This is a genomic window from Bacillus sp. EB V-12 (assembly GCF_056158125.1).
This window is the reverse complement of the sequence record NZ_JBUXJL010000003.1, coordinates 39,234-66,103: the sequence shown is the minus strand read 5'-3', so window position 1 is coordinate 66,103 and position 26,870 is coordinate 39,234. Positions and strand designations below refer to the sequence as shown.

Annotated in this window: 23 protein-coding genes and 2 pseudogenes; 22 read left to right on the top strand and 3 right to left on the bottom strand. The window is 32.5% G+C overall.

Annotated features, from left to right (window positions below):
* From ACZDYH_RS11785 to ACZDYH_RS11770, 4 genes and pseudogenes are all read left to right on the top strand, one after another.
* Nucleotides 1–141, top strand: a pseudogene (locus ACZDYH_RS11785) (ABC transporter ATP-binding protein); the annotation flags it as partial.
* Between the two features lie 99 nt (nucleotides 142–240).
* Nucleotides 241–951: a class I SAM-dependent methyltransferase gene (locus ACZDYH_RS11780; RefSeq protein ID WP_016122517.1), complete on the top strand. Its 711-nt coding sequence runs from the start codon at nucleotides 241–243 to the stop codon at nucleotides 949–951.
* A 115-nt stretch (nucleotides 952–1,066) separates the two neighbouring features.
* Nucleotides 1,067–1,474 carry a VOC family protein gene (locus tag ACZDYH_RS11775; protein WP_000063589.1) on the top strand — a complete coding sequence of 136 codons (408 nt, stop codon included), beginning with the start codon at nucleotides 1,067–1,069 and terminating at the stop codon, nucleotides 1,472–1,474.
* Nucleotides 1,475–1,486: 12 nt separating this feature from the next.
* Nucleotides 1,487–1,876: pseudogene (locus ACZDYH_RS11770) on the top strand (SAM-dependent methyltransferase); the annotation flags it as partial.
* 157 nt (nucleotides 1,877–2,033) lie between these two features.
* On the opposite strand, the gene ACZDYH_RS11765 reads toward ACZDYH_RS11770, so the two are convergent.
* Entirely contained in the window at nucleotides 2,034–3,719 is a 1,686-nt protein-coding gene (locus ACZDYH_RS11765) for an alpha-keto acid decarboxylase family protein (RefSeq protein ID WP_102956691.1), read from the bottom strand.
* Between the two features lie 107 nt (nucleotides 3,720–3,826).
* Between ACZDYH_RS11765 and ACZDYH_RS11760 the strand changes: the two genes are divergently transcribed.
* The 5 genes from ACZDYH_RS11760 (at nucleotide 3,827) to spoIISB (ending at nucleotide 6,679) form a co-directional block, all read left to right on the top strand.
* Nucleotides 3,827–4,309, top strand: coding sequence for a MarR family winged helix-turn-helix transcriptional regulator (locus ACZDYH_RS11760; protein ID WP_000191888.1), 483 nt, complete (start codon nucleotides 3,827–3,829; stop codon nucleotides 4,307–4,309).
* Between the two features lie 166 nt (nucleotides 4,310–4,475).
* The gene (gene gpmA / locus ACZDYH_RS11755; RefSeq protein WP_000594152.1) at nucleotides 4,476–5,213 is read left to right on the top strand and encodes a 2,3-diphosphoglycerate-dependent phosphoglycerate mutase; all 738 of its coding nucleotides are present in this window, start codon (nucleotides 4,476–4,478) and stop codon (nucleotides 5,211–5,213) included.
* Between the two features lie 238 nt (nucleotides 5,214–5,451).
* Nucleotides 5,452–6,189: a type II toxin-antitoxin system SpoIISA family toxin gene (locus ACZDYH_RS11750; protein ID WP_000624975.1), complete on the top strand. Its 738-nt coding sequence runs from the start codon at nucleotides 5,452–5,454 to the stop codon at nucleotides 6,187–6,189.
* Nucleotides 6,190–6,301: 112 nt separating this feature from the next.
* A complete protein-coding gene (locus ACZDYH_RS11745; RefSeq protein ID WP_000237819.1) occupies nucleotides 6,302–6,430 on the top strand; it encodes a hypothetical protein in 129 nt (42 codons plus the stop codon).
* 72 nt (nucleotides 6,431–6,502) lie between these two features.
* Nucleotides 6,503–6,679, top strand: a complete 177-nt coding sequence (gene spoIISB / locus ACZDYH_RS11740; RefSeq protein ID WP_000852629.1) for a stage II sporulation protein SB — start codon at nucleotides 6,503–6,505, stop codon at nucleotides 6,677–6,679.
* Nucleotides 6,680–6,698: 19 nt separating this feature from the next.
* On the opposite strand, the gene ACZDYH_RS11735 is transcribed toward spoIISB, so the two are convergent.
* Nucleotides 6,699–7,088, bottom strand: coding sequence for a YxeA family protein (locus tag ACZDYH_RS11735; RefSeq protein ID WP_474886307.1), 390 nt, complete (start codon nucleotides 7,086–7,088; stop codon nucleotides 6,699–6,701).
* A gap of 211 nt (nucleotides 7,089–7,299) precedes the next feature.
* Between ACZDYH_RS11735 and pepD the strand changes: the two genes are divergently transcribed.
* The 3 genes from pepD (at nucleotide 7,300) to ACZDYH_RS11720 (ending at nucleotide 10,452) form a co-directional block, all read left to right on the top strand.
* The gene (gene pepD, locus ACZDYH_RS11730) at nucleotides 7,300–8,769 is read left to right on the top strand and encodes a beta-Ala-His dipeptidase (protein WP_000287554.1); all 1,470 of its coding nucleotides are present in this window, start codon (nucleotides 7,300–7,302) and stop codon (nucleotides 8,767–8,769) included.
* 245 nt (nucleotides 8,770–9,014) lie between these two features.
* Complete coding sequence (locus ACZDYH_RS11725) at nucleotides 9,015–9,824, top strand: papain-like cysteine protease family protein (RefSeq protein ID WP_102956689.1); 810 nt, start codon at nucleotides 9,015–9,017, stop codon at nucleotides 9,822–9,824.
* 25 nt (nucleotides 9,825–9,849) lie between these two features.
* Entirely contained in the window at nucleotides 9,850–10,452 is a 603-nt protein-coding gene (locus ACZDYH_RS11720; protein WP_076876379.1) for a hypothetical protein, read from the top strand.
* A 243-nt stretch (nucleotides 10,453–10,695) separates the two neighbouring features.
* On the opposite strand, the gene ACZDYH_RS11715 is transcribed toward ACZDYH_RS11720, so the two are convergent.
* The gene (locus tag ACZDYH_RS11715) at nucleotides 10,696–10,947 is read right to left on the bottom strand and encodes a response regulator transcription factor (protein ID WP_000827560.1); all 252 of its coding nucleotides are present in this window, start codon (nucleotides 10,945–10,947) and stop codon (nucleotides 10,696–10,698) included.
* 374 nt (nucleotides 10,948–11,321) lie between these two features.
* Between ACZDYH_RS11715 and ACZDYH_RS11710 the strand changes: the two genes are divergently transcribed.
* The 10 genes from ACZDYH_RS11710 to ACZDYH_RS11665 all read left to right on the top strand — a co-directional run bounded on the left by ACZDYH_RS11710 (nucleotide 11,322) and on the right by ACZDYH_RS11665 (nucleotide 26,869).
* Complete coding sequence (locus tag ACZDYH_RS11710; protein ID WP_102956688.1) at nucleotides 11,322–12,200, top strand: helix-turn-helix domain-containing protein; 879 nt, start codon at nucleotides 11,322–11,324, stop codon at nucleotides 12,198–12,200.
* Nucleotides 12,201–12,340: 140 nt separating this feature from the next.
* Complete coding sequence (locus tag ACZDYH_RS11705) at nucleotides 12,341–12,619, top strand: AbrB/MazE/SpoVT family DNA-binding domain-containing protein (protein WP_000842216.1); 279 nt, start codon at nucleotides 12,341–12,343, stop codon at nucleotides 12,617–12,619.
* A 461-nt stretch (nucleotides 12,620–13,080) separates the two neighbouring features.
* Complete coding sequence (locus ACZDYH_RS11700; protein WP_139849950.1) at nucleotides 13,081–14,331, top strand: hypothetical protein; 1,251 nt, start codon at nucleotides 13,081–13,083, stop codon at nucleotides 14,329–14,331.
* Between the two features lie 67 nt (nucleotides 14,332–14,398).
* Nucleotides 14,399–15,157 (top strand): TSUP family transporter, encoded by a 759-nt coding sequence (locus ACZDYH_RS11695; protein ID WP_000347994.1) that lies wholly within the window; start codon nucleotides 14,399–14,401, stop codon nucleotides 15,155–15,157.
* 253 nt (nucleotides 15,158–15,410) lie between these two features.
* Nucleotides 15,411–16,070: a CatB-related O-acetyltransferase gene (locus ACZDYH_RS11690; RefSeq protein WP_474886306.1), complete on the top strand. Its 660-nt coding sequence runs from the start codon at nucleotides 15,411–15,413 to the stop codon at nucleotides 16,068–16,070.
* 473 nt (nucleotides 16,071–16,543) lie between these two features.
* On the top strand, nucleotides 16,544–17,857 hold the full coding sequence (locus ACZDYH_RS11685; RefSeq protein WP_474886305.1) for a D-alanyl-D-alanine carboxypeptidase family protein: 1,314 nt from the start codon (nucleotides 16,544–16,546) through the stop codon (nucleotides 17,855–17,857).
* 187 nt (nucleotides 17,858–18,044) lie between these two features.
* A complete protein-coding gene (locus ACZDYH_RS11680; RefSeq protein ID WP_071740208.1) occupies nucleotides 18,045–19,193 on the top strand; it encodes an acyltransferase family protein in 1,149 nt (382 codons plus the stop codon).
* 202 nt (nucleotides 19,194–19,395) lie between these two features.
* Complete coding sequence (locus ACZDYH_RS11675; RefSeq protein WP_048656308.1) at nucleotides 19,396–19,986, top strand: SGNH/GDSL hydrolase family protein; 591 nt, start codon at nucleotides 19,396–19,398, stop codon at nucleotides 19,984–19,986.
* A gap of 1,059 nt (nucleotides 19,987–21,045) precedes the next feature.
* A complete protein-coding gene (locus ACZDYH_RS11670; RefSeq protein ID WP_000858613.1) occupies nucleotides 21,046–22,299 on the top strand; it encodes an MFS transporter in 1,254 nt (417 codons plus the stop codon).
* A 13-nt stretch (nucleotides 22,300–22,312) separates the two neighbouring features.
* Nucleotides 22,313–26,869: a non-ribosomal peptide synthetase gene (locus ACZDYH_RS11665; RefSeq protein WP_071740209.1), complete on the top strand. Its 4,557-nt coding sequence runs from the start codon at nucleotides 22,313–22,315 to the stop codon at nucleotides 26,867–26,869.
* The last annotated feature ends 1 nt before the right edge of the window (nucleotide 26,870 follow it).

The window sequence follows — 26,870 nt, the reverse complement described above, 5'->3', positions numbered from 1 at the left end:
GTAGCAGCGAAAACAGAAAGAGTTCTTTTTATGGCGGACGGAGAAGTTGTTAGTGAAATACAACTAGGCAAGTTTAGGAATGATGATTTAAAAGCGCGAGAAGAGAAGTTGTTAAAATGGTTAGCTGTACTCGTATTTTAAAGACAAAAACTCCTATTGAATGTAGGAGTTTTTTCTTTGTTTGAAAGTTCAAAAAGATATATAATAATTTTCTGACTATTAATTCGTGGAGGGGTATTAATGAAAAATGAAACGTTACACACACAAGAAGACATTTTAAAAATGCTTGATTCATTATTAAGACCTGCAGAACCATTTTGGAATGAATTTTATGAGAATAGAGAAAAGGATGTTCCATTTTTTGAAAATGTTCCAGATGAGAACCTAGTTTCGTATATACAAAAAGAGAGAGTTTCAAAAGGGAAAGTATTAGAACTTGGATGTGGTCCAGGTAGAAATGCCATTTATTTAGCGACTCAAGGATTTGATGTAACAGCAGTGGATTTATCTGTAGAAGGCATTAATTGGGCTAAAGAAAGGGCATTGGCAAAAGAGGTAGCAATTCATTTTATTTGTGATTCAATTTTTAATTTAGAGGTTCAAAACGAATTTGATTTTGTATACGATTCGGGCTGTTTGCATCACATTCCACCGCATAGAAGAATAAATTATGTGGATTTAATTAAAAACTCATTAAAATTGGGTGGTTATTTCGGATTAACATGTTTTGCGGCAGGTGATTTAGATGAGCGAAATGGATCGGAAATAACAGATTGGGACGTATATAGAGGGTGGAGTCTACAAGGTGGTCTTGCATACTCGGAAGAAAAGTTAAGAGAGATATTTAAAGAATTTGAGGTAATTGAGATTAGAAGGATGAAACAAATGAAACAACCGAAAGAAATGTTTGGAGAATCATTTCTTTGGACAGCATTATTTAAGAAGAAATAATAAAGTAGATAATTGACAAACTCATCGTTTTTATAGACAATATATTAAAAGGAACGTACGTTTGTTTTTGGTGGCGTATGTTTTACATAAATACATAACAAGGGGCTGTCTCCATATGAGTAACGCAAATCAAAAAATTACTACGTTTTTAATGTTTGAGGGCAAAGCTGAGGAAGCAATGAATTTTTATACGTCACTATTTGATCAATCAGAAATTGTAAGTATTTCTCGCTACGATGAAAATGGACCTGGTAAAGAGGGAACTGTAATTCATGCAACTTTTACGCTAAATGGCCAAGAGTTTATGTGTATTGATAGTTATGTAAATCATAATTTTACATTCACTCCAGCTATGTCTCTTTATGTAACTTGTGAGACAGAAGAAGAAATTGAAACGGTCTTTCATAAACTAGCGCAGGATGGAGCGATTCTTATGCCTTTAGGTTCTTATCCGTTTAGTAAAAAGTTTGGCTGGTTAAATGATAAGTATGGTGTATCTTGGCAGTTAACTCTTGCTGAATAAAAAAGAAAAAGCGTAGCTTATTTGTTTGTAAAAGATGTTCATCTTGTATGGAATGAAGTTTCTAGGGTTTTAAAGAATAAAGGTGTTCTTATTGCTGGATTTACAAATCCGTTACTATGGATTTTTGATGATAACCAAGAGCAAAAAGGTATTCTGGATGTTAAACATTCAATTCCTTCATCAACATTGGATTATTTACCAGAGGATGAAGTTCAAGATTACATCGATTCAAATCAAACAATAGAATATGCGCATACTTTAGAAGACCAAATCCAAGGCCAAATTGATGCTGGTTTTGCTATAACAGGTTTTTATGAGGATGATTTTGGTGGAACAAGGATATTAGATAAGCATATTAAAACATTTATTGCGACAAAAGCTATAAAGTTAAAGATGGATTAAGAATTTTTGCTTGTCGCACGGGGCGTTAGTCGAAGAACGCTCTTAAAATAGAAAAGGATGGTGCTTTCCATCCTTTTCCTTATGTATTTTGAGTGTCGAAACTATTCTCAAAACAAGTTTTACACTACCAATTGTATAATTAGGTTATGCTTTTATATTAAGAATTTTGCTGACCAAATCTTTTTCCGAGTTTAGCTAACAATTCAGGTTGATCGCTTTGGCTCATTATAACTTCAATAAAGATAAGTTGATTCTTATTAAAAGTTATATTTGTTAAGACTGCTGCTAATTCTGCTTCATTTTCTACTTTAAATGTTAGACTTTTTTCTTCTGCCCCAAATACCATTGATAGTTTATTGTAATCCCACATTTGTATATCATTATAAAGTTGGTTTTGGCCGTGAATGGCACGTTCAACAGTGTATCCGTTGTTATTGATTAAAAATATAATTGGTTTTAAATTTTGACGTAATATAGTTGATAACTCTTGGGCAGTTACTTGGAAAGAACCATCACCAATAATTAAAATGTTGCGCCGTGATAAATTGGCGAGCTGTGTACCAAGTAGAGCGGGCAGTGTATATCCGATAGATCCCCATAACGGTTGTCCTACATATGCAGTGTTATTAGGTAGAGGGATAGCAGCACTACCAAAGAAAGGTGTTCCTTGCTCTACAATTAAGACGTCGTTTTCTTGTAAGAAATGGTACATTTGCTGCCAAAAACGTTTTTGTGTGACCATTTGTGCTTTTGGAATGAACTCTTCAGTAAAAGGTGAGGATTCTAAAATAAATGGCTTAACGTCAAGGGTATCTTTATTACGATGCTCAATTGAATCACTTAAATGTTGTAAAACATCCTGCATTACAACTGGACCGTATTTTTTATCTATAATTTTCACAGTGTAGGGATGGATTTCTATAACTTGTTCTTTTGTAAAACCTTGTGTGAAGCCGCCTGTAATAGTATCAGTTAACTTCACACCAATACTAATAATACAATCAGATTCATCAATTCTTTTTCGCAAGTACGGAGAACTTACATCACCAGTATAAATCCCTATAAATTGAGGCTGTTTTTCTGGGAATATTCCTTTTCCCATACTTAACGTCGCGATGGGAAACCCAGTTTTTTCTACGAATTGATGTAAATTTTCTTTAGCGTGAAATCGATCTACTTCAAAATCAGCTAAAATAACAGGTTTTTTGGCACTATTTATTTTTGAAATGGCATGTAGAAGCATTTTATTTAATGCTTCTTTATTACTTAAAATAGGTTTATTTATAATAGGTTCTGTCGGTTTATTAATTGGTTTATTATACACATCAATTGGCAAATTAATATGAACAGGGCGTTTTTCATTCCAACATGCACGTAATACACGGTCAATTTCCTCAGCTGCATGCTCAGGTGTTACATTTGTTTGTGCCACAGTGATTTCTCGATACATATTGGAAAAGTGATCGAACTTTCCATCGCCTAACGTATGATGGACGATTGCTCCATTTTCCATTACTTTTGTTGGTGGCGTACCCGTGATTTTTATAACTGGCACGTTTTCTGCATATGAGCCAGCAATACCGTTAATGGCGCTTAATTCTCCGACACCGAAAGTAGTAATAAGAGCAGCGATTCCTTTTATGCGAGCGTACCCATCTGCTGCATATGCAGCATTTAATTCGTTACAATTGCCAATCCACTTTAAATTTTCATGTGCTACCACATCATCTAAAAAGGCAAGATTATAATCACCAGGAACCCCAAATATATGTTCAATTCCTAATTCATGTAGTCTATCCAATAAATATGTACTTACAGTATATTGTTTTTTCAAATGAATCATCTCCTAATTGTGCAATGAATGTTTCAATAGACTAAATAAGTTCTAATGCGTTGATTAAAATATTCATTACTAGATTGTGGTATAATTTACATACAGGGGGAAAGTAGATGACACAACATAAAGAAGAACAGATGAATGAGGCATTAGCATTATTTTATTTTGCATATAAAACATTTACTGAAAAGCCAGATGAAATTATAAAAGAATATGGCATTCAACGAGTACATCATCGAATTTTATTTTTTATCGCACGTTTTCCAGGGATAAGTGTAAATGAGTTATTATCACTATTAGAAATAAGTAAACAAGCTCTCCACGGACCGCTACGTCAACTTGTGGAAAAGGGCTTAATTGAGAGTAATGAAGCTATGCATGATCGACGTGTGAAACAGTTGTCTTTAACAGAAAAAGGTACAGATTTAGAGAAAAAACTGAGTGATGTACAAAGACAACAAATGGGTGCTATTTTTTCAAAATTTGGTGAATCATGTGAGGACAATTGGCACCAAGTTATGAATGAAATGGCAAATAGCCGATCAGGTTTTGATGCTTGGATATCCAAACGTGAAATACCAGTCGATCAAAAATAATGAAAAAACTTCTGTTTTTATCGTTTGAAAAAGAACAAATTTTATCCATACATTTGGCAACTATGATTTGGTCATAGAGTGAATGGATAAAAAGATACATTACTAGATACTTTATACGTGTACGCAATGGAACAATAAAATTCACATTTCCGAAAGGGGAATTATAATGATAAAACTTGTACTTATTCGTCACGGACAAAGCTTATGGAATCTTGAAAATCGCTTTACGGGATGGACAGATGTTGATCTATCAGAGAATGGATTAAGTGAAGCGAGAGAAGCAGGAGCAATATTAAAGAAAAACGGATATACTTTTGATGTGGCTTATACATCAGTATTAAAACGCGCAATTCGGACGTTATGGATTGTACTTCATGAGATGGATCTTACTTGGGTTCCAATACATAAATCTTGGAAGCTAAATGAAAGACATTATGGTGCATTGCAAGGGCTGAATAAAGATGAAACTGCACAAAAATATGGTGAGGAGCAAGTTCATATTTGGAGAAGAAGTGTTGATGTAAGACCACCGGCTCTTACTGAAGACGATCCTCGATATGAAGCGACCGATCCAAGATATAAAACACTCAAAAAAGGTGAATTTCCATTAACTGAATGTTTAGAGGATACGGAGAAGAGAGTACTTGCTTATTGGCATTCAGAAATTGCGCCGACATTAAAAAGTGGTAATAAAGTAATTATTTCATCACACGGTAACACAATTCGCTCGCTAGTAAAATATTTAGACAACCTTTCAAGTGATGGTGTAGTTTCATTAAATATTCCCACTAGCATTCCGCTTGTTTATGAATTAGACGAAAACTTACGTCCGATTCGTCATTATTATTTAAGTATGGATGGAGAAGTACCTGAAGGGGAAATTCCGAAACATATTTCTTTTTAATACGAAAATTTGAAATGAATGCTTGTCTACATATACAATATAGACTCATGGTAAAGTGAAATTTTAATCAGTAGGGGTCTTATTTCCCACAAATAACAGGATAAAAGACGTGGTACTTTCTAATATATATGCGATGTAGCTAATTTTAGAAGCTTGTCCACGTCTTTTGTCATAAAGAGAGCAGCTTGCGCATGTAATGATATCGTGAGTAGTTTTTGAATGGAGGGTGATGTGATTAATGATCTCTAACATTCGAATTGGCTTATTTGTTTTAGCGATTGTCTTTGTAGTCCTTGTTTTCTTTTATTGGAAAAATGAGGAGTTGTACGAGGAGAAAAAGCAACGTATTAGAAAGACTTGGTATGGTTTGTTTATCATATCTGTCACTGTGTATTTCATGATAAAAGGAATTGATTTAACCCTCTGGAAAAATCTTTTAATGTTTACTGCAATGGCTATTTTTGTTGATATTGCGTTCATTTTAACACCTAATATTTCTGAAATATGGGGTGCGAAATTTAGCGATATTGGCAAGACAGTTCAATCAATAAAACGATCATTAATTGCATCTAAAGCGAGAGGGGAAATATACACGACAATTATTCAAAATGTTAATCCAGCAGTATTCGGTACGATGGAATGGCATACGGAAGAGGAATATACAAAGAGCTTAAATGCATTTTTAGATTCATATGGGGAAAAGATTGGCGCGAAAATTGTTGTTTTTGAAGCCGCGAAGGAATTAAATACAAACTTTCGTGGTATTCGCTCGCAATTTAGTATTATCGTTCCGTTAGAACATATCGAGCAATTGAATGAGCAGAAAGCGGTGCAAGTAGAAAATGTCGGGATTATACCAGCAAAAATAGTAAGTGACGTTTTCATTGTTATTGATGGAAAGAAAAATAACCTGCAAGATCGGGATTTTGAAAATGTATATAATTTAACAATACATCATAGTTATTTTAGTAAATAAGGACAGAATTTTTTTCTGTCCTTTTCTTCTATACATAAATTAAAAACAAAATCCGACAAAGTTGAATAAAATTGGACAATCATTCCTACACTAGCATGTAGAGGTGATTGTAGTGGTAAAAGATTATGACAATGATTTTTTTAAAGAAGGTAACGAAGATACAACAGATTTCTCTTTAATAAAAGGGGATACGTTGCAGCAAGTAGAAGAATTAGAAGAAGAATTAAAAAGAAAATCATAAGTGTACACTCTTTCTACATTTGCTATATAATATAAATAAAAGGTTGTATCTTTTTGAAAAGGGGGAGAAGAGATGGCTGAAGTCAATGTGCAAAAGTCTTCGTTTTTTAAAGAAAAAAAAGAAGAATCCAATACAGATTTCTCTCTTGTGAAAGGTGCATTAACGGAGAATATAAATCGGTTAGAGAAACTAATGAATAATAGTAGTTCAAAATATATACAGGTGAAAAGAACAAAAGAAAATGCATAGAGCATTTTCTTTTGTTTTTTTATTTAATAGTAAACTTATCTTTTACTTTTTCAGGTAAATCTGCTTTCTGAATCTCTTCATAGGACTTTAGTTCAATTGATGATATTTCATTTTTGCTATTATCATCTTGATCTACATAAAGGCGTAAAAACGCGTCTTCATTTAATTTATGGGCGTTTTCTTTTTTTGTACTTCTAAATGTAATTTGTTTTTTAACACCATCTTCATCATATGCGGGCAGCGTATAGTTTCGTAAGTTTCTACCATCTACCTTTTCAATAGTTCCTTCGCCTTTTATTTGTATGTAATATACATCTTTACCAATTCTATTTAGTGACGCTCTCTCACAGCCAATAGTAAAACTAAAAAATAATAAACATAGTGTAATAATTGCTAAAAACTTTTTCATTTTCTTTATCTCCTTTAATGTGTTTCTTTAAAAAGTATACGATTATTATTAAATGAGAAAAATCGATATAGATTACAACGCCCTTACAATGTTGTAAGAGTGTTGTACATAAAATGAACAATAAAAGTTAAAAGAAAGGTAAAATAATGAATCATGGTATAATGATATGAGACTTACATATTATTTTGTCATTTGGAGAGGAGCTTGAAAAATGTATTCTACTTTAGAACAATTAACAAAGCACCCTGTATTTTATCATTTTGCAGAAATTTCAAAGATTCCTAGAGGATCAGGTAATGAAAAGGAAATTAGTGATTATTTAGTGGGCTTTGCAAAAGAGCGTAACTTAGAAGTTATTCAAGATGAAGCATTAAATGTCATTATTAAAAAAGAAGCAACAACTGGTTATGAAAATGTACCAGCTATTATTATTCAAGGTCATATGGATATGGTTTGCGAAAAAAATCAAGCAACAGTACATGATTTTGAAAAAGATCCAATTGAATTACGAATCATTGGGGACATGTTATATGCAAATCAAACAACTTTAGGTGCTGATAATGGTATTGCAGTTGCGTATGCATTAGCTTTATTAGATTCAAAAGAAATTCCGCATCCAGCACTTGAAGTCGTTATCACTACTGAAGAAGAAACGACAATGGGCGGAGCTTTTGCTATTGATCCAAATCATTTTGAAGGAAAGATATTTATAAATATTGATTCTGAAGAAGATCATAAATTACTTGTAAGTAGTGCAGGTGGTGCGAAAGCTGTTGAAACAATTCCCGTAATTTGGGATGAAACACCAGCGAATATGGATGCATACCGTCTATATGTTGGTGGTCTAAAAGGCGGACATTCTGGTATGGAAATTGATAAACAACGCGGTAATGCGAACAAAGTATTAGGACGAGTATTACGTGATTTATCAGCACATATGGAGTTTAACATAAGTGAAGTTCACGGCGGTTTAAAAACGAATGCAATTCCGCGTGAAAGTGTAGCTACAATTTTAATTCGTACAGAAGATGTAGGAAAAGTAGAAGAAAAACTAGAATCATGGACACGTGTATTACAAGAAGAAATGCGTGCTGTTGATCCAGATGTTCATGTTACACTGACAAAATTGGATGAAACAGTTGAAAAAGTATTTGCTAAAGAGACACAAAAGCAGCTTATTTCATCATTATTCTTAATTCCAAATGGCATTCAAAGCATGAGCATGGATATTAAAGGTCTTGTAGAAAGCTCAACGAATTTAGGTGTTATTGAAACATTGCGAGATGAAATTAAATTACGTAACGAAGTGCGAAGTTCTGTAAGTAGTTTAAAACAACATGTTGCAGAAGAAATAAAATATATTGCTGAATTAGTTGGTGCTACATTTGAAATAGAGTCAGAGTATCCAGAATGGCCATACAATCCAAACTCACAAATTCGTAATTTATTTGAAAAAGTACATCAAGAAAAATACAATAAAGAAATTGAAATCTTCGCTGTACATGCGGGGATTGAGTGTAGCGCATTCGTTCAAAAAATGCCTGAATTAGATGCAATTTCATTCGGACCAGACATCTTTAACGTCCACACTCCAGATGAACATATCAGTATCTCTTCTGTAGTGAATAACTGGGGATTCTTCGTTGATGTAATGAAGGCTACGAAAGAATTAGCTGAGTAATAACGACGGAATAAAAAGGAGCCTATAAAAATTTATAGGCTCCTTTTTTGTATTGGAATTTATCCCGCTATTTGCCGGGCAGCCCGATTGGTTCAACTAATAATCAGTGGGGGATGAATAAAACCACTACTGATTAAAGTTTCAATTTATGAGAAGTCATTTTTCGTTAGTATGTAATATTAAGCTTGAACAATTAATAAGGATGAATTGTTGATGTTTTTTAGTACTGATGAAGGGGTGGAGAAATGAAGGAAAGAAAGCATTTTATTGTTTGTATGTTTTTATTGTTCTTCACATTTAGTTTTATTGGTGTTCAGAAAATAATAGCAGAAGAAGTTGAATTTTCAGGAACAACAGCTCCATTGAATGTAAATGTTAGAGAGGCAAAAAGTTTGAATGCAAATATTGTAGATGTGATTCTCGGAAATACAACAGTATCTTTTAAAGGATGGGAGTATGGTGAAGCGGTTAAAGATTACTGGACAGGAAATTTAGATAATCGTTGGTTTTATTATTTTAAAGATGGAAAAAAAGTATATGTAACGTCAGCGTATATTAATGGAAATCCTCCAAATACATCAATAGATCGTAAATTATCTGTACCTAACATATTACAAGAAAGGTCAAATTGGTGTTGGGCAGGCACTTCGGTTTCAGTTTTAAATTATTTTGGAAAAACTCCTTCACAAGATCAGTACGTTAGGTATGTTAAGGGTGGATCATATAATAATCCTGCAACTTCACGTGAAATACAATATGGATTATCAGGATATGGTGTTAGCTCAGCTATAAGTTCTGGAGCAAAATCATATGATTGGTTCAAAAGTCAAATTAATAGTAATCAGCCGATGATTGCACTCATTATGTGGCAAAATGGAGCTAACATCGGACACTTTCTAGTACTTGATGGATTTTATAAAGGGACAAATGGAACAGATTATATAACGTACATGGACCCTTGGTATGGTGATCATTATAATCATAATTTCAGTACGTTCCATAACAATAATAATTTTTGGTGGAGTGAAACTGTTTATAATATCCATGCAAACTAATAATATTAAAAGCGGGGGTTCATAAATGGGAAAACTACTTAAGCTTGTGATACTGTGCATGTGCTTAATGACCGTTATTATTTTCGCTAGTAAAATTAGTTATGCATCAAAAAATAAAAGTGAATCAGTACAATCGATCGCATTAAAAGATTATCAATATAGTAAGGGAAGTTCTTCTGAAAATTTAAGTTTTGAAAAAATAACAACATCTCCATTTTCGTTACCAATCTATGAAACAATTCCAGCACAGCAAATTTTAAATAGCTCTGAATTTAAGAATTTACTATTACCAACAAATGAAAAGCTGTGGTTTATTATGAAGGGTGAGCAGCCAGAAGGACTAATTGTTGCGAATGATACTGAACCGATTCGAACGGGCGGAGAAAATAGAAGTAAAGATTTATATGGATTATATAAAGCAATAAAAAATAATACAAATGAAACAAAAGATATTAGTTATTTCGAATTTGAAGGGCAAGGAATATTGGTAGTAAATCAAAATAATGATCAAGAAATATACCTTAGTAAAGGTGCCGCTGCCATATTAAAACTTCCTACTGGTCAAAAAGTATTGAGCAGTGAAGTATTACAGAAAATGAAAGAGAGAATTGTAACTGGTTTTGAATAGTGGTAATGTCTGATTCTTTTTTGTGTTTATACAGGGTTGAATAGGGAACAGGATCAATGGTAGCATTAGGGCATCTTTACTGTTTGAAACCTAATAGTGTATATAAAAAGGTTAGAGAAGTTAATTCTCTAACCTTTTTATATTAATGTATGAAATTTAAAAAGTGATGGAGTAAACCAAATAATAAAAATTTGTCTGCTCTTCTATTTTTATTTGCAATTTAAACTCGTTATATTCCGCTATCTATTGTACAACCTTTTTACATAGCTGAATTTTTTTATTTGAAAATAAGGGTGCATCTATAAAACCATAATGATAAACTAAAATACCTAATTCCACTCTAGAATTAATATGCCATTTTTCTTTAATATGATTAATTATCGTTGAAATTCTTCGAGGGGTAACATATATTTTTTTGGAAATTTCTGCATCTGTATATCCTTTTGCTACATAAATAGCTACTTCTAACTCTCTTTCGGTCAACATTCTTTTCATAAAATACGCTCCTTCGAAATTATTTATATAAAAATCAAAAGAAACTATTAAAAGAAATAAAGGTGAAAAATCATATTTATTTTAATCAGGCTATTTGCGGATAGTAAGACTCCCACCTCAAAATTTAGATGTGGCAAAGAAGTCGAACTCCCTGTAAAAGCCTGCCTGGAGTGGACTAATAATCAGTGGGGGGATAAAACTCCCATTAATTATTAGTGAACCATATTTTAATAATTTCTCGTATTGTAATACAAGTTTGTAAAAGAAACTATAAATCCATATAATTAGTAATTGTAACTATATTAATTTTACATTACATTAAAAGTTGGGAAATATTCTTATACTCATAAAGTGTTACATTTGAGGGAGGAAAGATGGAATTCTACAATCTTGGTATTATTATTAAAGAACTTAGAAAGAAAAAAAACATGTCACAATCTGAATTATGTCATGGAATATGTTCACAAAGTCAAATTAGTAAGATAGAAAAAGGTATTATTTATCCATCTAGCATATTGTTGTATCAATTATCTGAAAGACTTGGTATTGATCCAAATTATATATTCGCACTAACCAAAAATAAAAAAATAAAATATATTGAAAATGTAAAATGTGTAATGAGAGATTGTGTGAAACAAAAACAATATAATGAGCTTTACGAAATAGTAAAAAAAGAGAAAAATGATAATAATTTCCAATCGAAAGAGGATAAACAATTTTTATTATGGCATGAAGCGATTGCTATATATTATGTAAATGGAGCAACAAGTAATGCTTTTGACATTTTAAATAGAGCACTAAAACAAACCTTAAGTAGTACTAACTTTTTATCAGAAAAAGAAATAAGCATAATGAATTCAATTGCTATAATACATGCAGAAAATGAAGAGTATGAGAAAAGTATAAATATATTAAAACAAAGTTTAATTAATTTTAATAAGATAGAATTTCCTAGAGAAAAAGAAATCAAATTAAGACTCATTCATACGTTAACAAAATGTTTACACCTTGCAAATCAATATGAAGAAGCAATAAAGTATAGTGAAATAGGTATAAAATTAGCCATAAATATGAATACTTTATACTTATTAGGTGAATTGTTTTTTGAAAAAGGTGCAATTTTATTGAAAGTTCAGCACTCTAATGAAGTTGGTTTAACAGACATAAAAAAAGCATTATTTATATTTGAACTAACTGAAAAAAAACAATATATAAAAATGATCAAGGAAAAATATATTAAAAATCAAGAATAAACAAGAAAGAATTTTAACATAAACTATTCCTAATTGTTATTTATTTCTAAAAAAAGTACTGTAATACGAACTATTCCTAATTGTTGTTTATTGCTAAAATGAATACCGTAATATTAGATAAATATAAAGGGTGGCATTTTATGAAATCAAGAGGAATTACTCGTAAAGCAGATAGTATGGGGCGTATTGTTATTCCAATGGAAATAAGACGGAGTTTAGGAATTGTAGAAAAAGATTCTCTTGAAATGTTTATAGAAGAGGATCAGATTATTTTACGAAAATATCAATCTCCAAGAGCTTGTGCACTTACAGGAGATATTTCAGACAGCAATATTTCGTTAGCGAATGGGAAGATTATCGTAAGTCCAAACGGGATGGAACTGTTAATAAAGAAGTTACAGCAATATCTTTTAAAGTAAAAGATAAGTAAGAACTTTAAAATAGAATATACTTGAAAAAAATCCCTCTATCAATTTAGGGGGGTTTTTTATTGTTATCAATAAAATTGAGGGGCCGTAGTTCGTTCAATGGAATACGAATTACTTTGTAAATAGTCTGACTATTTTTTATAAAAAAACTATTCATTTACATTTTTTGGTTTCGTGTTATATTTTTAATGTTAACATAGTTGTATTGAAAATTCTGATTTTAAAATTAGGAAAACTTTAGAAAATGAAAGAGATTTTTAAATTAAATTTACCAATTCAATAGAGGTTCGTCGGGGAAATGTACCTAAGAAGAAATCTCTTATACTTCACGTTTTTTATTTGTAAATCGGTAGTTCTAATAGCTCTGACGAAAAGCGAAGGAGCAAAAAAGAAATGGATAGTTTGTTTAATAGAAGATAGGGTATAAAAAATAAAACAACGGAGGTTTTATAATGAATAAAGGAATACTGCAGATTACAGAAATTGAAGAAATTAGCATTCCTAATGTATTGAAGGATAAAATGAAGAATCTGATAGAAAATGAATTGAAAACTCATAATCCTTATACTTGTGATCAAGAAATAGCAGCATATTTTTCAAAAGAGTGGCTTAATTGTTTGATTGACTATTCAAAGAAAAATCCGAATTCAGATATGAAAAACCTACTACATATGATAAAAATAGCGAATTGTGGCGGGAACGTACCACCTACTCTTATTAAAAATACTCCATGTGATCCTATGGAAACACTATTACCTGGGGAAAATCGCAGAGGTTTTAATTATGGCGAAGACGAACACGATAGAATGAAAAAATATTTTTATGCAGAATGGGTCACATGGCTTTTTGCTACACTTTTTAATTATGATGCTTTAATTCACCCATCCGAACATGCAGGGAAAAATAGATTTCATCTCATTTCACCTTTAAACAACGATGAAGTTTTGCGAAATGTCGGTGCAAGCACTGGTGGCGGGAACTTTTATCAACATAACGATGCCACAGTGTATACAGATATGAAAGACCAATCAGATATTGAAGCAAGATTGAAAACATTCAATACGAATTTAGAAATTGTATCAAATAGACTTAATAAATCCGTGGAACGAATAGTGTCTGAAATTACTTGTGGCAAATTTACTAGAGTTGATGCTCTTTTATTAAAAGGAGTGTTAAATTTAAAAACTCAAACTCATATTGGAACCCCAAAATTACTTCAAAAGCATCTTGAAGAAAATTTCTTCAGTAAAGATGACATATTGGCGGTAAGTAAAATGCCTATTGCTCATATCGCAGGAATGGCTGATGGTGAAATATCGGGATTTGTAGGAGAAATAAACCAAATTATATTTTTAGATGATAATGGTGATATTATTGCAACTTGTTTGAATGGAGCAGAAAATAGATTGATTTATGTGGGAGAAAGTGAAGAAGAAAAATTGAAATTTGACATGTTTTTAGAACTCTTACGAACAACGCCTACTTATAAGGTTCCACTTACATCTGAAGATTTATTACTTATACCAAATTCATACTATGGTAAACAAACAAATGTAACTCATGGTAGGGAAAGGTTATCTGAGGAAGAATATAAAATCCCGATTGGAAACAATAAATATGGAAGAAGAATTGTTTGCAGACAATACGTTTCCAGTCGATTACGTGATCAAAAAGAAAGTTACTTTACAGATATCATTAACTAGTTTAAAGAGAGGAGGGACGATGGGGAGGTTTGGGTTATAATAGCTCAAGCCTTCCCATATTCTTTGTATGGATTTTACTATTGAATTACTTATACTACTATTTTTAGTAGCTGTATTAGCAGGATGGATAGATACGATTGCTGGGGGCGGTGGTATGATAACTATCCCGATAATGTTATTAGTAGGTATGTCTCCTTCTGTAGCGATAGCGACTAATAAACTACAAGGGAGTAGCGGAACTCTCATGGCAACAGTGTTTTTTATTAAGAAGAAAGAAATTAATCTTAAAGAAATGCGTTTGTCCATCTTAATGACCTTTTTGGGATCAGTTTTGGGTGGATGGCTTGTTTTACAGATACGAGCAGAATATTTAATCATGATATTACCTTTTTTACTTATTATTATTGGTCTTTATTTTCTATTATCTCCAAATATAGCAAACGAAGATCGACCGAGAAAAATAAGTATGTTGTTGTTTGCGTTAACAGTGGCTCCATTCCTTGGATTTTATGATGGTTTCTTCGGCCCAGGAACAGGTAGTTTAATTGCTTTAGCATTCATTCTTTTATGTGGATATAGTGCTACAAGAGCAACTGCAAATGCTAAGATCTTGAATTTTACAAGTAATTTCGCTGCTTTGTTATATTTTATTATTTTTGGCCAAATCGATTGGACAATTGGGTTGATTATGATGCTTGGTCAAATTATAGGATCGTATATTGGAGCGAAGATGGTGCTTACAAAAGGGACGTCATTAATACGACCAATAGTGGTTATTGTTTGCTTTGTCATGGCAATTAAAATTTTTTTACAAAATATAAACTAAATGTAATCAATATATTATTTGGATCAAAGTTAGAGTGTTTTCACGTTCCTATTGCAGTATTACGCTGTTTAAGATGTGTTCAAAATTACACAATTTGACTAGTGTAATATATTGCGTTATGCTTTTTTATAGTATAAAAGAAAGGCTTGAAGATAATGATTCGTCGTTTGAGAAAGCTAAAAAATGTAGCAGTCGTAGTAAGCTTCTAAGTAAATAGCAAAATATATAATACTTAGAAGCGAGGAATAAAGTTATGAAGTATCCATTATTTAATCATTGGTCAGAAACAAAGTATATAAAAGATATAGTAACAAATCCACTCATTGAAGTAGGAGAGTACTCCTATTATTCGGGCTATTATAGCCATCAAAATTTTGAAGATGGCTGTGTAAGGTATTTGTGGGGAGATGCTAAGTCTCAAGCACTTTTCAATCCAATTGAACAGATGGGATGGCATCTTGATAAACTCATTATTGGGAATTATGTTTGCATTGCAAGTGGAGTAGTCATTTTAATGGGTGGTAACCATAATCATCACTCAGAATGGATTACAGTATATCCATTCGCTGAGCAAATTGAACAATCATATGAACCTAAGGGTGATACAGTCATAAAAAGTGATGCTTGGATTGGAATGAATGCTATAATAATGCCTGGCGTTACTATTGGTGAAGGGGCAATTGTTGCTGCAGGATCTGTCGTAAGTAAAGATGTTCCGCCGTATACAATAGTTGGTGGAAATCCTGCTAAGGAAATAAAGAAACGATTCACTGATATAGAGATAAATATGTTAATGGAAATGTGTTGGTTTGATTGGGATAGGAAATTGATTGAGAAGGCAATTCCGCTGTTATCTAGTCCATACATCGAACCATTATTTGCTTTTTATAAAAATGAAGTGAAAAATAAATAAATCAGTTAGAAAAACTACATCCAGTATAGGGTGTAGTTTTTTTATTACAAAAAACTAATAGTTTAGACTAAATAAAATTCATCTCTAATATAGGTCTAGCAAATAGCTGAATTGAATAATTAAAATCCTTGATAGCTAATAAAGCATTAACGGGCAGTAAGACTCCCACTGATTAAAGTTTCACTTTATTTTTTGTAAATATGGAACAAATGTAGCATCTAGATTGTCTATTAATTGTAATCCTAAAAAATATGAAAGTGCGAATCATTTTGAAAAATATAAGGGGATTAAAAATAGGGATATGTGTGGGAGTACAAAGTATCAGGGCACCTAAAAGTGTCGGATGAGATGGTCTATATGAAAACGATCCTAACGTCTAATATGTATATATAATTTGAGAACACTGTCTATTTTTTTGAGATTATGTTAGAATAACGCTTTTTTTGAGTACAAAGGTATTGGAGGTAACAGAAGTGAAAGGTATGTTTTGCAAGAGATTTATTGCAATAGTAACAGTGCTTACACTATTTTTTAGCATGTTCGTTACATTTGGAAGAGCAGCAGCGGAAACAGATCCTGCTATAGACGTTGAAGCGGGATCAGCAATTTTAATAGAAGCAAATTCCGGAAAAATTTTATATGAAAAAAATGCAGATGAATCATTGGCAATTGCTAGTATGACAAAAATGATGAGCGAATACTTAGTTCATGAAGCGGTGGATAAAGGAAAACTTAAATGGGATCAAAAAGTTAAAATCTCTGAATATGCACATAAGATTTCGCAAGATCGTTCATTATCAAACGTTCCATTAGAAAATGGTGGCTCTTATACGGTAAAAGAGTTATATGAGGCAATGGCAATTTACTCTGCAAACGGTGCAACAATTGCTTTAGTTGAAGAGATTGCTGGTAAAGAAGTCAACTTTGTAAAAATGATGAACGATAAGTCGAAAGAGTTTGGAATGAAAGATTATAAATTTGTAAACTCTACAGGCTTAACAAATCACGATTTAAAAGGATATCATCCAGAAGGGACAACTCTAGACGAGAAAAATAAAATGTCTGCAAGAGATTGTGCAATTTTAGCACAACGTCTTATTCAAGATTTCTTCCAAATATTAAATACAGCAAAAATTCCTAAAAAAACATTCCAAGAGGGTGGTAAATATCCAATTGATATGGCGAACTTTAACTGGATGTTAAAAGGTTTAATTAAGCAATATGAAGGTGTAGATGGTTTAAAAACAGGAACGACTCCAGAGGCGGGAGATTGTTTCACTGGTACAGTAGAAAGAAATGGTATGCGACTAATTTCTGTAGTGATAAAAGCAAAATCTCATACGGCACGTTTTGATGAAACAAAGAAATTATACGATTATGGATTTGCGAATTTTGAAGTGAAGAATGTCTATGGAAAAAATTCAGTAGTAAAAGGGCATGAAACAGTTCGAGTAGCAAATGCAAAAGAAAAAGATGTAGTAGTTCAAATGAAGCAAGCTGTTTCGCTTCCAATGCCGAAGGGCAACAAAGACATTTATAAAAAAGAATTTAAAGTATTGAATACGGAACAAGAAGCGCCTATTAAAAAAGGTGCAACAATTAGTAAAATGATTATCTCGCCTAAAGATAATACAGATCCTGGGTTCTTATCGGGTAATTCATTACAAATAGACCTTGTAACAAAATCTGATGTGGAACAAGCAAATTGGCTTACACGTTTTATACGTAAAACAGGATCTTTTTTTAGTGGTATGTGGGATAGTGCGATTGATATAGTAAAAAGCTAATTTTATAGGATACAACTAAATGTTTCACTTTATAAAAATTTAATAAAATCTTTTCTTTGTATTAAATATTTTGTTTTAAATTATGTATATAAAGAAATGGAGGTCAAATTAACTTTGTACTGCTTATATTAGGAATTTAAAGAAAGAATATGTACAATTCTCCCACTACATTCTTATAGTGGCCTTTATGAACAGCAAAATTTACAATTTACAAGGAGAACATTTTATGAGTAAGAGAATAAAAGAATTAGATTCCATACGAGGGTTAGCGGCACTTACTGTGGTATTTGGACATTTTTGTTTAATGCTACCATCGTTGCCTAATTCTATTAAATTTTCCCCGCTTAGGTTTTTATGGGCGGGTGGGGAAGCTGTTATCGTTTTTTATGTACTAAGTGGTTTTGTGTTATCTATGGCACTTTATCATTCAAAAACAAATTATTGGGGATATTTAATTAAGAGATTTGTAAGAATCTATATTCCTTATTATTTTTGGATAATCGTTACCTTTGTTTTATTTATTTTATTTTCGTCGTATGAAGTGGTAGGACTAAGGGATTGGTTCTATGATAGGTGGCAAGGGTCTATAACAAAATTAGATATTTTAAACCACTTTGTGCTTCTTAATAACTTTTTTACGGAAAATTATAATCCAGTTATTTGGTCATTGGCTCAAGAAATGCGTATATCTATTGTGTTTCCTTTGTTATTCCTTCTTTTTTATAAACTGAATTGGAAGAAAACGATACTATTTGCTTTGAGCTTTTCTTTAATTAGTGTTGTTCTTAATATGTTGCATATTGGGAAAGCTGAAGGATTTTATAATGGTTATGCTGATACACTGCATTTTACATCTATGTTTATGGTTGGAATGTTACTTTTTAAGTATCAGGAAAAACTTATCTACTCATATAGGAATATGAAAAAATTTAAAAAAGGATTTCTTATTGCATTAGGGGTTATCCTATATTTATATTCCATTTTAATTTATGGTTTTTCCCGTAATGATACAACTTTCTTATTAAAAGATTGGGGTGTCGTAATGGGGGTTAGTATATTTATTATAATGGCTATAAGTAACCTAAAAGTAAAAGCATTTCTAAATAAGAGTGTATTTGTATATTTAGGAGAAATTTCATACAGTATCTATTTGTGTCATTTTCCAATCATGATGGTACTATTTAAACTATTGTATACAAAGATACCTATCTTTTTCCTTCTTACTTTGTGCATTGCAATGACACTACTTTTTTCTATAGTTTCATATCATTTAATCGAAAAGAAATGTATCAACTGGGCAAAACAAAGAACAATAAATTTTTTGAAAAAAGTATAATTCCTAGATAGATTTTATTTCTTTAGTAAATATATGAATACGACCGATTCCTAAGTATACTTAGGAATCGGTCAATTTTAGATTCTAAATGTAAATATAGTAAAGTGGAATATAATTGAAATCGAAAACCACTTAGAAATAACAATTACGGTGTGAGCTATTGTATAGTATAGATATGGTTAATAATAAAGGGGGAATACATATGTGGAAGCGATTTGTAGCAATTGGCGATAGTTTTACAGAGGGGATAGGGGATGAAGTTGAGGGAATTGCATTAAAAAGCTGGGTAGATTATTTTGTTCAACTGTGTGAAAATGATATAGAATATGCCAATTTTGCAAAGCGTGGGTTAGTAACTAAAGAAATTCAATCGCAGCAATTGGAAAAGGCGCTAACTTTTAATCCAGATTTGGTTAGTCTCATTGCAGGGGCAAACGATGTTTTAAAAGGACGTTGGAATCATGATGCATATAAGAACGATATGGAATTTATGATAGATACATTAAGTAAAGCAGGGGCTGATATTATTATAGCAAACCTTCCAGATTTTACAGTTAGGCTTCCTTTTGCTTCTGAAAAAAAACAAGTAATAAAAGAACAATTATTAGAGGCAAATGAAGTTATACATTCACTGAGCAGAGAGTATAAGCTTCATCATGTTGATTTTTGGAATCATCATTTAGTTAATGACAATACGCTTTGGTCTAAGGATTTAATTCATCCAAACTCAAAAGGATATGTAAAAGTTGCTGAATTAATTTTTAGTAGTTTGCCTGTACAGAAGACAAAATAATAGTTTGCAATGTAACGAATATGATATTAAGTGTATGAAGCTATGTTTTTTAGTAAATGGAAAGAACTAAACATTTAGCAAACAAAGCGTTTCTACGATATATTTCTACAGTAGTGCACAAATACAGAATCACAAAGAAAGATCACTTATGGAAATAGGTGGTCTTTAAATGTTTTTATAACTAAATTAGTATATACTGTATTACTAACAGTTTCGTACTACATAAAAATTAAGTTCTCTTATAGAAAAACTGATTTTATATTATCTTAAAATATAATAAAACGTTCAAAACATATTTTGGGTATGTATCCTAATTGTGAATGATGTGTAATTTTTTTGAAGTATAAATATCCAATAAATAAAATAGGTAGTAGGTGCAGACGTATTAATACTATATTATTCAATTCTTGTTATGAGTACATTAGTGATTGGTAATATTATATTTTTATTATCAACTTTAGTTATTGGAATTAATTTGCATAGAAAATATGTAGGATAAGAAAAAAATATACTTTATTGTATATTTTTTTTGTTTAGTAGGATTTACGGTCTCTTTAAACTATTATGTTAATAAAATTAAAAAACTTAATTATTGATACCCTTATGGTTAAAGCTATCAATAAAATGAAAATATAAATAAATAATAGTTTGTTATGATTTGTGGATTTGGTTTTTTATCCGAATTTTCTGATTCAAATATTTCAACTTTATGAATATAGTAGGTGAAATATTTGTGTGATAGTATTTGAGATAGAAAAAAGCCAACTTTAAAAAGGATGTGAATTGAATGTGTAAACGACTGTAAAGGGTTATATTAAGGCAACGTTTAGCTGTTATTAGTGTAAGGTAAAGATATATTTTGTAACAGTTGATATAAAAATGAAGAAATAGGTACGCTTTCGTTTGTCTGACTATTTTAAATATATGAAAAATAAGACCAGTTTGAGTTTTGACGAAGTTAAATTCTAGGTGAGATGTCAATAATGATTAATTAGGTTTAATAAAGAGGTACCTTATACGCAAAAGCGTTTATATTAGTAACCTAAGGAGCTTGCTTTTATGAAAACTACTGATTCAAAAGGCCTATTAGGAAATAGGGTTTATTTACAAGTTTTCTCTGCCTATTCATTGCTTATGCTTGGTGTTTTTATTGATATGTTAGCGATTATGACTATAGTTGGGTTTGAATGGGAAGTAGATCCTACTATGATTGGATTGATTCCTGTTGCATATGCACTTCCTGGAATTATTTTTGGCTCATGGGCAGGTGTTATTGCAGATCGTTTTAGAAAAATTCCAATTATGATGTTCTGTAATCTAATGGTTGGTCTAATAACAATTGCTCTTTTATTTGTACAAGATATCCACTGGCTCTTAGTGGCATTAATGATTCGTTCTATTTTTATTGTTTTCTATTATCCTGCACAGCAAACACTAACAAGACAGATTGTATCCCCGGACTTGCTTACTAAAGCAGTAAGTATCAACGGAATAGTAGAGCAGGGTACAAAGATAGTAGGCCCCCTTATAGGGGGCATGTTGCTGAGCTGGTTTCAACCAGAGTTCTGCCTCATTATAAGAGCTATAAGTTGTTTATTAGCTACCTTAGTTCTGATACCCACAATAAAATTTAAAGAAACTATATCGAAAGAATTTGTTGAAAAGCAAAAACAAAGTACTTGGACCGCTTGGGTACAAGGGTGGGGTTATGTGTTATCTAATCGGATAATATTATCAACCATGATTTTCGTTACAATAGCCATGGCAGTATTACAATTAGTAGACTCACAATTCCCAACTTTATTTAAGAGCTTATTCCCACATGATAAAAGTAAAATGGGATATATCATTTCTATTATTGGTCTTGGCGGAATACTTGGTGCATTACTAACTCAGAAATTAAAACAATTTCAATATGGCTGGGTAGTATGTGGAGGTATGGTTTTAATGGGAATTGGTTTTGGGGGGATTGGTTTGATAACGCCCGGTACGGTCTTCGTTTTAGCTTATTTAATTAGTTTTATCGCTGGTATCGGAAGTGGGCTGATGCTTGTATCTAATCAAGTCATTTTACAAATAGAATCCGATCAAGATCAAGTAGGAAGAGTATTTGGTATACAAAGCAGTTTAACAAACGCAGTTCTAATTATTTCTCCTGCTATGAGTGGTCCATTAGTGCATTTGTTTGGAGTAACTCAACTCTATGTTTATGGAGGGATTGGGCTTGTTATTATTGGAGTAATTGGAGTTTCACTGCAGAAATATTTATGGGCTAAACATAAACACGAACCTATAAGAGCAAATAATTTTTGAAGGGAAGATTTTTATGACCAATGAGGAATGTTATCCATTAAGCCATCCGCAGCGAAGAATATGGTATACAGAAGTTATTCATTCTGATAAAGGAATATGTAATTTAAGATTTTTATTTAAACTTCATCGGAAAATGAATTATTCAAAATTAAACCAAGTTGTGAATCGCGTTATCAGTGAAAATGACGGTCTGTGCATTAGGTTAAAAGAAAATGGGCATCAGGAACCGAAACAATATTTTATTAAACATGAAGAACAAGAATTTGAGTTTTTTGATTTCAGTAATGTGGAGAATACAAATTTGCTTGAGGAATGGATTGAGCAGAAAACAAAAGAAACGTTTACATTATTTAATTCGAATTTATACTATTTTGCTTTAATAAAATTAAACGATAATGAATGTGCAGTCTTTGGAAATGTTCATCATATTATTATGGATGGTTTATCAATTCAAATATTTACTGAGCAGATTGCAAAATATTATTATGACATGCATAACGAGAATGAGGAAGGCGAAATTAAAAATTCATATGTTCAATTTCTGACCAATGAACAAACATACTTGAATAGTAGTCGCTTTCAAAAAGATCAAAAATTTTGGTTAGAGGAATTTAAAACACTGCCATCTGTGACTGGATTGAAGCCTTATAATACGTACCAAGTTAGTACAAAAGCATCACGTGAGACGTTTATATTAACGGAGCATTTGAAGAGAAAGACGGAAAATTTTTCTGAAGATTACAAAATTAGTTTGTATACTCTTTTTGTCGCTGCTTTCTCGTTGTCCATGTATCGGTGGACCTCATCGCTTGATATTGGTTTAGGAATGGCTTACGGCAACCGTATGACTAAAATGGAACGAAAATTGATTGGAATGATGGTGAGTACAGTTCCTTTAAGAATGGATATTGATTCAGAAGAAGAAGTACTTTCATTTATTAGTAGAGTGTCCAGAAAACAAAGTAAATCATTAAGACACCAGAAATATCCATTTGATTTGTTATTAAAGCAGATTAATAAAGAGAATAACAGTAATGTGAGACTTTTCGGAACTACGATTGATTATAGGGATCGTGATGAAAGTGGTGACTCACTATGGATTCCAAACCGTGAAGAAGTACAAGATTTTGCAGTTCATATTGAAAATCTAATTGATATAGACTCTTTACATGTACATATTGATTATCGTGAGGAGCTATTTTCTAAGGAAGAGATAGAACGATTCTTTAACGTTATGCTAGTGATACTGGAAAATATTTTTGAAAACCCAAAGCAGAAGGTGGCTGAAATAGAAATCATTTCTGAGGAAGATAAAAGAAAAAGTTTAGTTGAGTTCAACAATCCTAAACTGGATGTCCCACCTCAAGTAACTATTCATGAAATGTTCGAACGGCAAGCGATGATTTATCCAAATGCTATTGCAGTTACGTATGAAAAAGAAAAAATTACTTATAAGGAGCTTAATGGACGTGCAAACCAGTTAGCTCATTATCTGCAGAAAAAAGGAGTAGGACCTGATACTTTAGTTGGACTGTGCGTTGAACGTTCCCACGAGATGATTGTAGGTATTTTAGGGATTTTGAAGGCTGGTGGGGCTTATGTCCCACTTGATCCAACATATCCAGAGCAACGACTTCAATATATTTTAGAAGATGCTAGCATTCAGTTATTCGTAACGCAAGAAAGTTTAAAAGAATTGAACTGGTTACCAGAAAATGTTGAGTCGATTTGCCTGGATCGTGATCAAGATGAGATTGGGAAAGAAAGTAAGACTTTGCCGGTTTCTAGTGTCGGTCCCAAAAATCTGGCATATGTAATCTATACTTCGGGATCAACGGGAAATCCAAAGGGCGTTATGATAGAACATCACAATGTCATTCGGTTATTTAAATCGACGGATTGTTGGTATCAGTTTAATGAAAAAGATACTTGGACGCTTTTTCATTCGTATGCATTTGATTTCTCAGTATGGGAAATTTGGGGAGCGTTATTATATGGTGGAAAATTAGTTGTTGTTCCGTACTGGATTAGTCGATCACCTAAGGATTTTTATCAATTATTGGTGGAGGAAGAAGTCACAGTTCTAAATCAGACACCTTCCGCATTTCGACAATTAATACAAGTGTGTGAACAAGAAGATAAGAATAAAAATTTGCAGCTGCGTTATGTCATATTTGGCGGAGAAGCGTTAGAACCTACTAGCTTGTTACCGTGGTTTCAAAGGTATGGGGAGAAAAACCCACAGTTAATTAATATGTATGGAATTACAGAAACTACAGTTCATGTTACATATTATCCAATTACTTTAGATGATGTGCAGCAGGCTTCAAGAAGTAATATTGGAAAGCGGATTCCCGATTTAGAAGTGTATATACTAGACGCTTATCAACAACCTGTTCCTATAGGTGTTGATGGTGAACTTTATATTGGTGGGGCAGGGCTTGCACGTGGGTATTTAAATAGGCCTGAATTAACAGCAGAGCGTTTTATATCTCATCCATTTAGTAGTGATCTGAAAGCAAGATTATACCGGACAGGAGACTTAGCGAGGTATTTGCCAGATGGGAATCTAGATTATCGTGGAAGAATTGATCATCAGGTTAAAATACGTGGTTTCCGAATTGAGATTGGGGAAATTGAGTCTACTTTAAATACATATGCATATGTAAAAGAGGCAGTTGTAATTGTAAGAGAAGATCAGCCGGGCGATAAACGATTAGTAGCATATGTTGTAGGAGATGGAAATGTAGATGCGTGGAGAGAGTATCTTAAAGCGAAACTACCAAGTTATATGGTTCCTTCGGGATTTGTGGCGATGGAAGCTATTCCACTTACAGCTAACGGTAAAGTTGATCGTGAGGCCTTACCTATGCCGGAGGAAAAGCAGATTAATAGTGAATGTGTTGGCCCTCGGAATAGTAACGAACAGATACTAACTACCATTTGGAAGAGAGTATTAGGTGTTAAAAAGGTGGGAATCTATGATAATTTCTTTGAAATTGGTGGCGACTCAATTCTCAGTATTCAAATTATATCTCAAGCAAGTCAAGTGGGGTTAAAACTTACTCCAAAGCAAATGTTTGAATGCCCAACTATCGCTGAGCTGGCACAAGTGGCTATAGAAACGCAGGGAGTACAAGCGGAGCAGGGAATTGTGATAGGTGATGTGCCTCTTACTCCAATTCAGTGCTGGTTCTTCGAGCAAGAACATCCACATACAGAGCATTGGAATCAATCAATGCTTTTAAGAGTAAAAGAAAGATTGGATGTGAAATTACTAGAGGGAGCGATATTAAATTTACTGAAACATCATGATGCTTTACGTTTCCGGTACGAACAGTTACCAAACGGAACGTGGAGGCAGAGAAATGAAGGGACTGATGAGCTGTCAGTACTCCATGTTGTAAAACGGAATCAAGTTAATGAAAAAGAGTGGAATAAAATAATACAAGAAGAGATGAATATTCATCAAGCTAGTTTCAATTTAATTACTGGTCCGTTAATGAAAGTAGTGTACTTTGAAGATAACTTGACTGAAAATGATCGAATATTCTGGGTGATACATCATTTAGTAGTAGATGGAGTGTCATGGAGGATTCTATTGGAAGATTTACAGGTGGTATATAACCAGATGAAACAAGGTCAAGAAATTCGCTTACCTGCGAAAAGTACATCTTTTAAAGAATGGTCTGAACGACTTCAGACATACAGTGATTCGGGTATTTCAAAAGAAGTAAAGGATTATTGGAATGAACAAGTAGAAAAAGAAACGATGAAAATTCCAATGGACTATCCAATACAAGAAACGACAGAAGAATCGATTGATCAAGTGACGAGGACTTTAGGAATAGAAGAAACACAAGCATTGTTATACGAAGTTCTAGTCACTCATAAGACAAGGATTGATGAGGTACTATTAACGGCATTAGGACAAGCTATCGTCGATTGTACAAATCAGCAAACCGTTTCTATTCATCTAGAAGGACACGGAAGAGAAGAGATGATTGAAGGTATTGATTTATCAAGGACAGTGGGCTGGTTCACGAGTATTTATCCCGTTCATCTCAATTTTCAAGGAACTCAGACACCTATTGAAGGGTTAAAGGCAGTCAAAGAACAATTGCGTCGAATCCCAAATCGCGGAGTAGACTATGGTATTTTACGTTACTTGAATAAAGGATTACTTCCGTTTTATCAGCAAAAGCCTTCAATAAGCTTTAACTATTTGGGCCAATTTGATCAGGTGTTTTCAAGGGACTCTTTGTTTATGCAAGAGACAGGATTTACATTTTTAGATCATGCTCCAGATTCCAAACCATCTCATCTAATTGATGTTATCGGAATGTTGAAGGATGAAAAGTTACATTTTATTTGGCTGTATAGTAGGGAACAGTTTTCTAAATTAAAAATTCAAGTGATAGCAGATGGTATGTTGAGGCATCTTCGTCAACTTATAAATAAACCAACAACAGAGTCTGCTTTTACGGTATCAGATTTTGCTGATGCAGAGGATCTTACGGAAGAAAGCTTGAGCAAAGTATTACTTAAATTAACAAAGAAGAGGGTGTAAA

What these genes read in the sequence shown, in the direction of transcription:
- ACZDYH_RS11695 (WP_000347994.1), top strand. Translation starts at nt 14,399, where the DNA reads ATGGATTTTACTATTGAATTACTTATACTACTATTTTTAGTAGCTGTA.
- ACZDYH_RS11705 (WP_000842216.1), top strand. Translation starts at nt 12,341, where the DNA reads ATGAAATCAAGAGGAATTACTCGTAAAGCAGATAGTATGGGGCGTATT.
- spoIISB (WP_000852629.1), top strand. Translation starts at nt 6,503, where the DNA reads ATGGCTGAAGTCAATGTGCAAAAGTCTTCGTTTTTTAAAGAAAAAAAA.
- ACZDYH_RS11765 (WP_102956691.1), bottom strand. Translation starts at nt 3,719, where the DNA reads ATGATTCATTTGAAAAAACAATATACTGTAAGTACATATTTATTGGAT.
- ACZDYH_RS11720 (WP_076876379.1), top strand. Translation starts at nt 9,850, where the DNA reads ATGGGAAAACTACTTAAGCTTGTGATACTGTGCATGTGCTTAATGACC.
- ACZDYH_RS11735 (WP_474886307.1), bottom strand. Translation starts at nt 7,088, where the DNA reads ATGAAAAAGTTTTTAGCAATTATTACACTATGTTTATTATTTTTTAGT.
- ACZDYH_RS11675 (WP_048656308.1), top strand. Translation starts at nt 19,396, where the DNA reads ATGTGGAAGCGATTTGTAGCAATTGGCGATAGTTTTACAGAGGGGATA.
- ACZDYH_RS11775 (WP_000063589.1), top strand. Translation starts at nt 1,067, where the DNA reads ATGAGTAACGCAAATCAAAAAATTACTACGTTTTTAATGTTTGAGGGC.
- ACZDYH_RS11665 (WP_071740209.1), top strand. Translation starts at nt 22,313, where the DNA reads ATGACCAATGAGGAATGTTATCCATTAAGCCATCCGCAGCGAAGAATA.
- ACZDYH_RS11670 (WP_000858613.1), top strand. Translation starts at nt 21,046, where the DNA reads ATGAAAACTACTGATTCAAAAGGCCTATTAGGAAATAGGGTTTATTTA.
- ACZDYH_RS11710 (WP_102956688.1), top strand. Translation starts at nt 11,322, where the DNA reads ATGGAATTCTACAATCTTGGTATTATTATTAAAGAACTTAGAAAGAAA.
- gpmA (WP_000594152.1), top strand. Translation starts at nt 4,476, where the DNA reads ATGATAAAACTTGTACTTATTCGTCACGGACAAAGCTTATGGAATCTT.
- ACZDYH_RS11725 (WP_102956689.1), top strand. Translation starts at nt 9,015, where the DNA reads ATGAAGGAAAGAAAGCATTTTATTGTTTGTATGTTTTTATTGTTCTTC.
- ACZDYH_RS11690 (WP_474886306.1), top strand. Translation starts at nt 15,411, where the DNA reads ATGAAGTATCCATTATTTAATCATTGGTCAGAAACAAAGTATATAAAA.
- ACZDYH_RS11700 (WP_139849950.1), top strand. Translation starts at nt 13,081, where the DNA reads ATGAATAAAGGAATACTGCAGATTACAGAAATTGAAGAAATTAGCATT.
- ACZDYH_RS11760 (WP_000191888.1), top strand. Translation starts at nt 3,827, where the DNA reads ATGACACAACATAAAGAAGAACAGATGAATGAGGCATTAGCATTATTT.
- ACZDYH_RS11780 (WP_016122517.1), top strand. Translation starts at nt 241, where the DNA reads ATGAAAAATGAAACGTTACACACACAAGAAGACATTTTAAAAATGCTT.
- pepD (WP_000287554.1), top strand. Translation starts at nt 7,300, where the DNA reads ATGTATTCTACTTTAGAACAATTAACAAAGCACCCTGTATTTTATCAT.
- ACZDYH_RS11750 (WP_000624975.1), top strand. Translation starts at nt 5,452, where the DNA reads ATGATCTCTAACATTCGAATTGGCTTATTTGTTTTAGCGATTGTCTTT.
- ACZDYH_RS11680 (WP_071740208.1), top strand. Translation starts at nt 18,045, where the DNA reads ATGAACAGCAAAATTTACAATTTACAAGGAGAACATTTTATGAGTAAG.
- ACZDYH_RS11715 (WP_000827560.1), bottom strand. Translation starts at nt 10,947, where the DNA reads ATGAAAAGAATGTTGACCGAAAGAGAGTTAGAAGTAGCTATTTATGTA.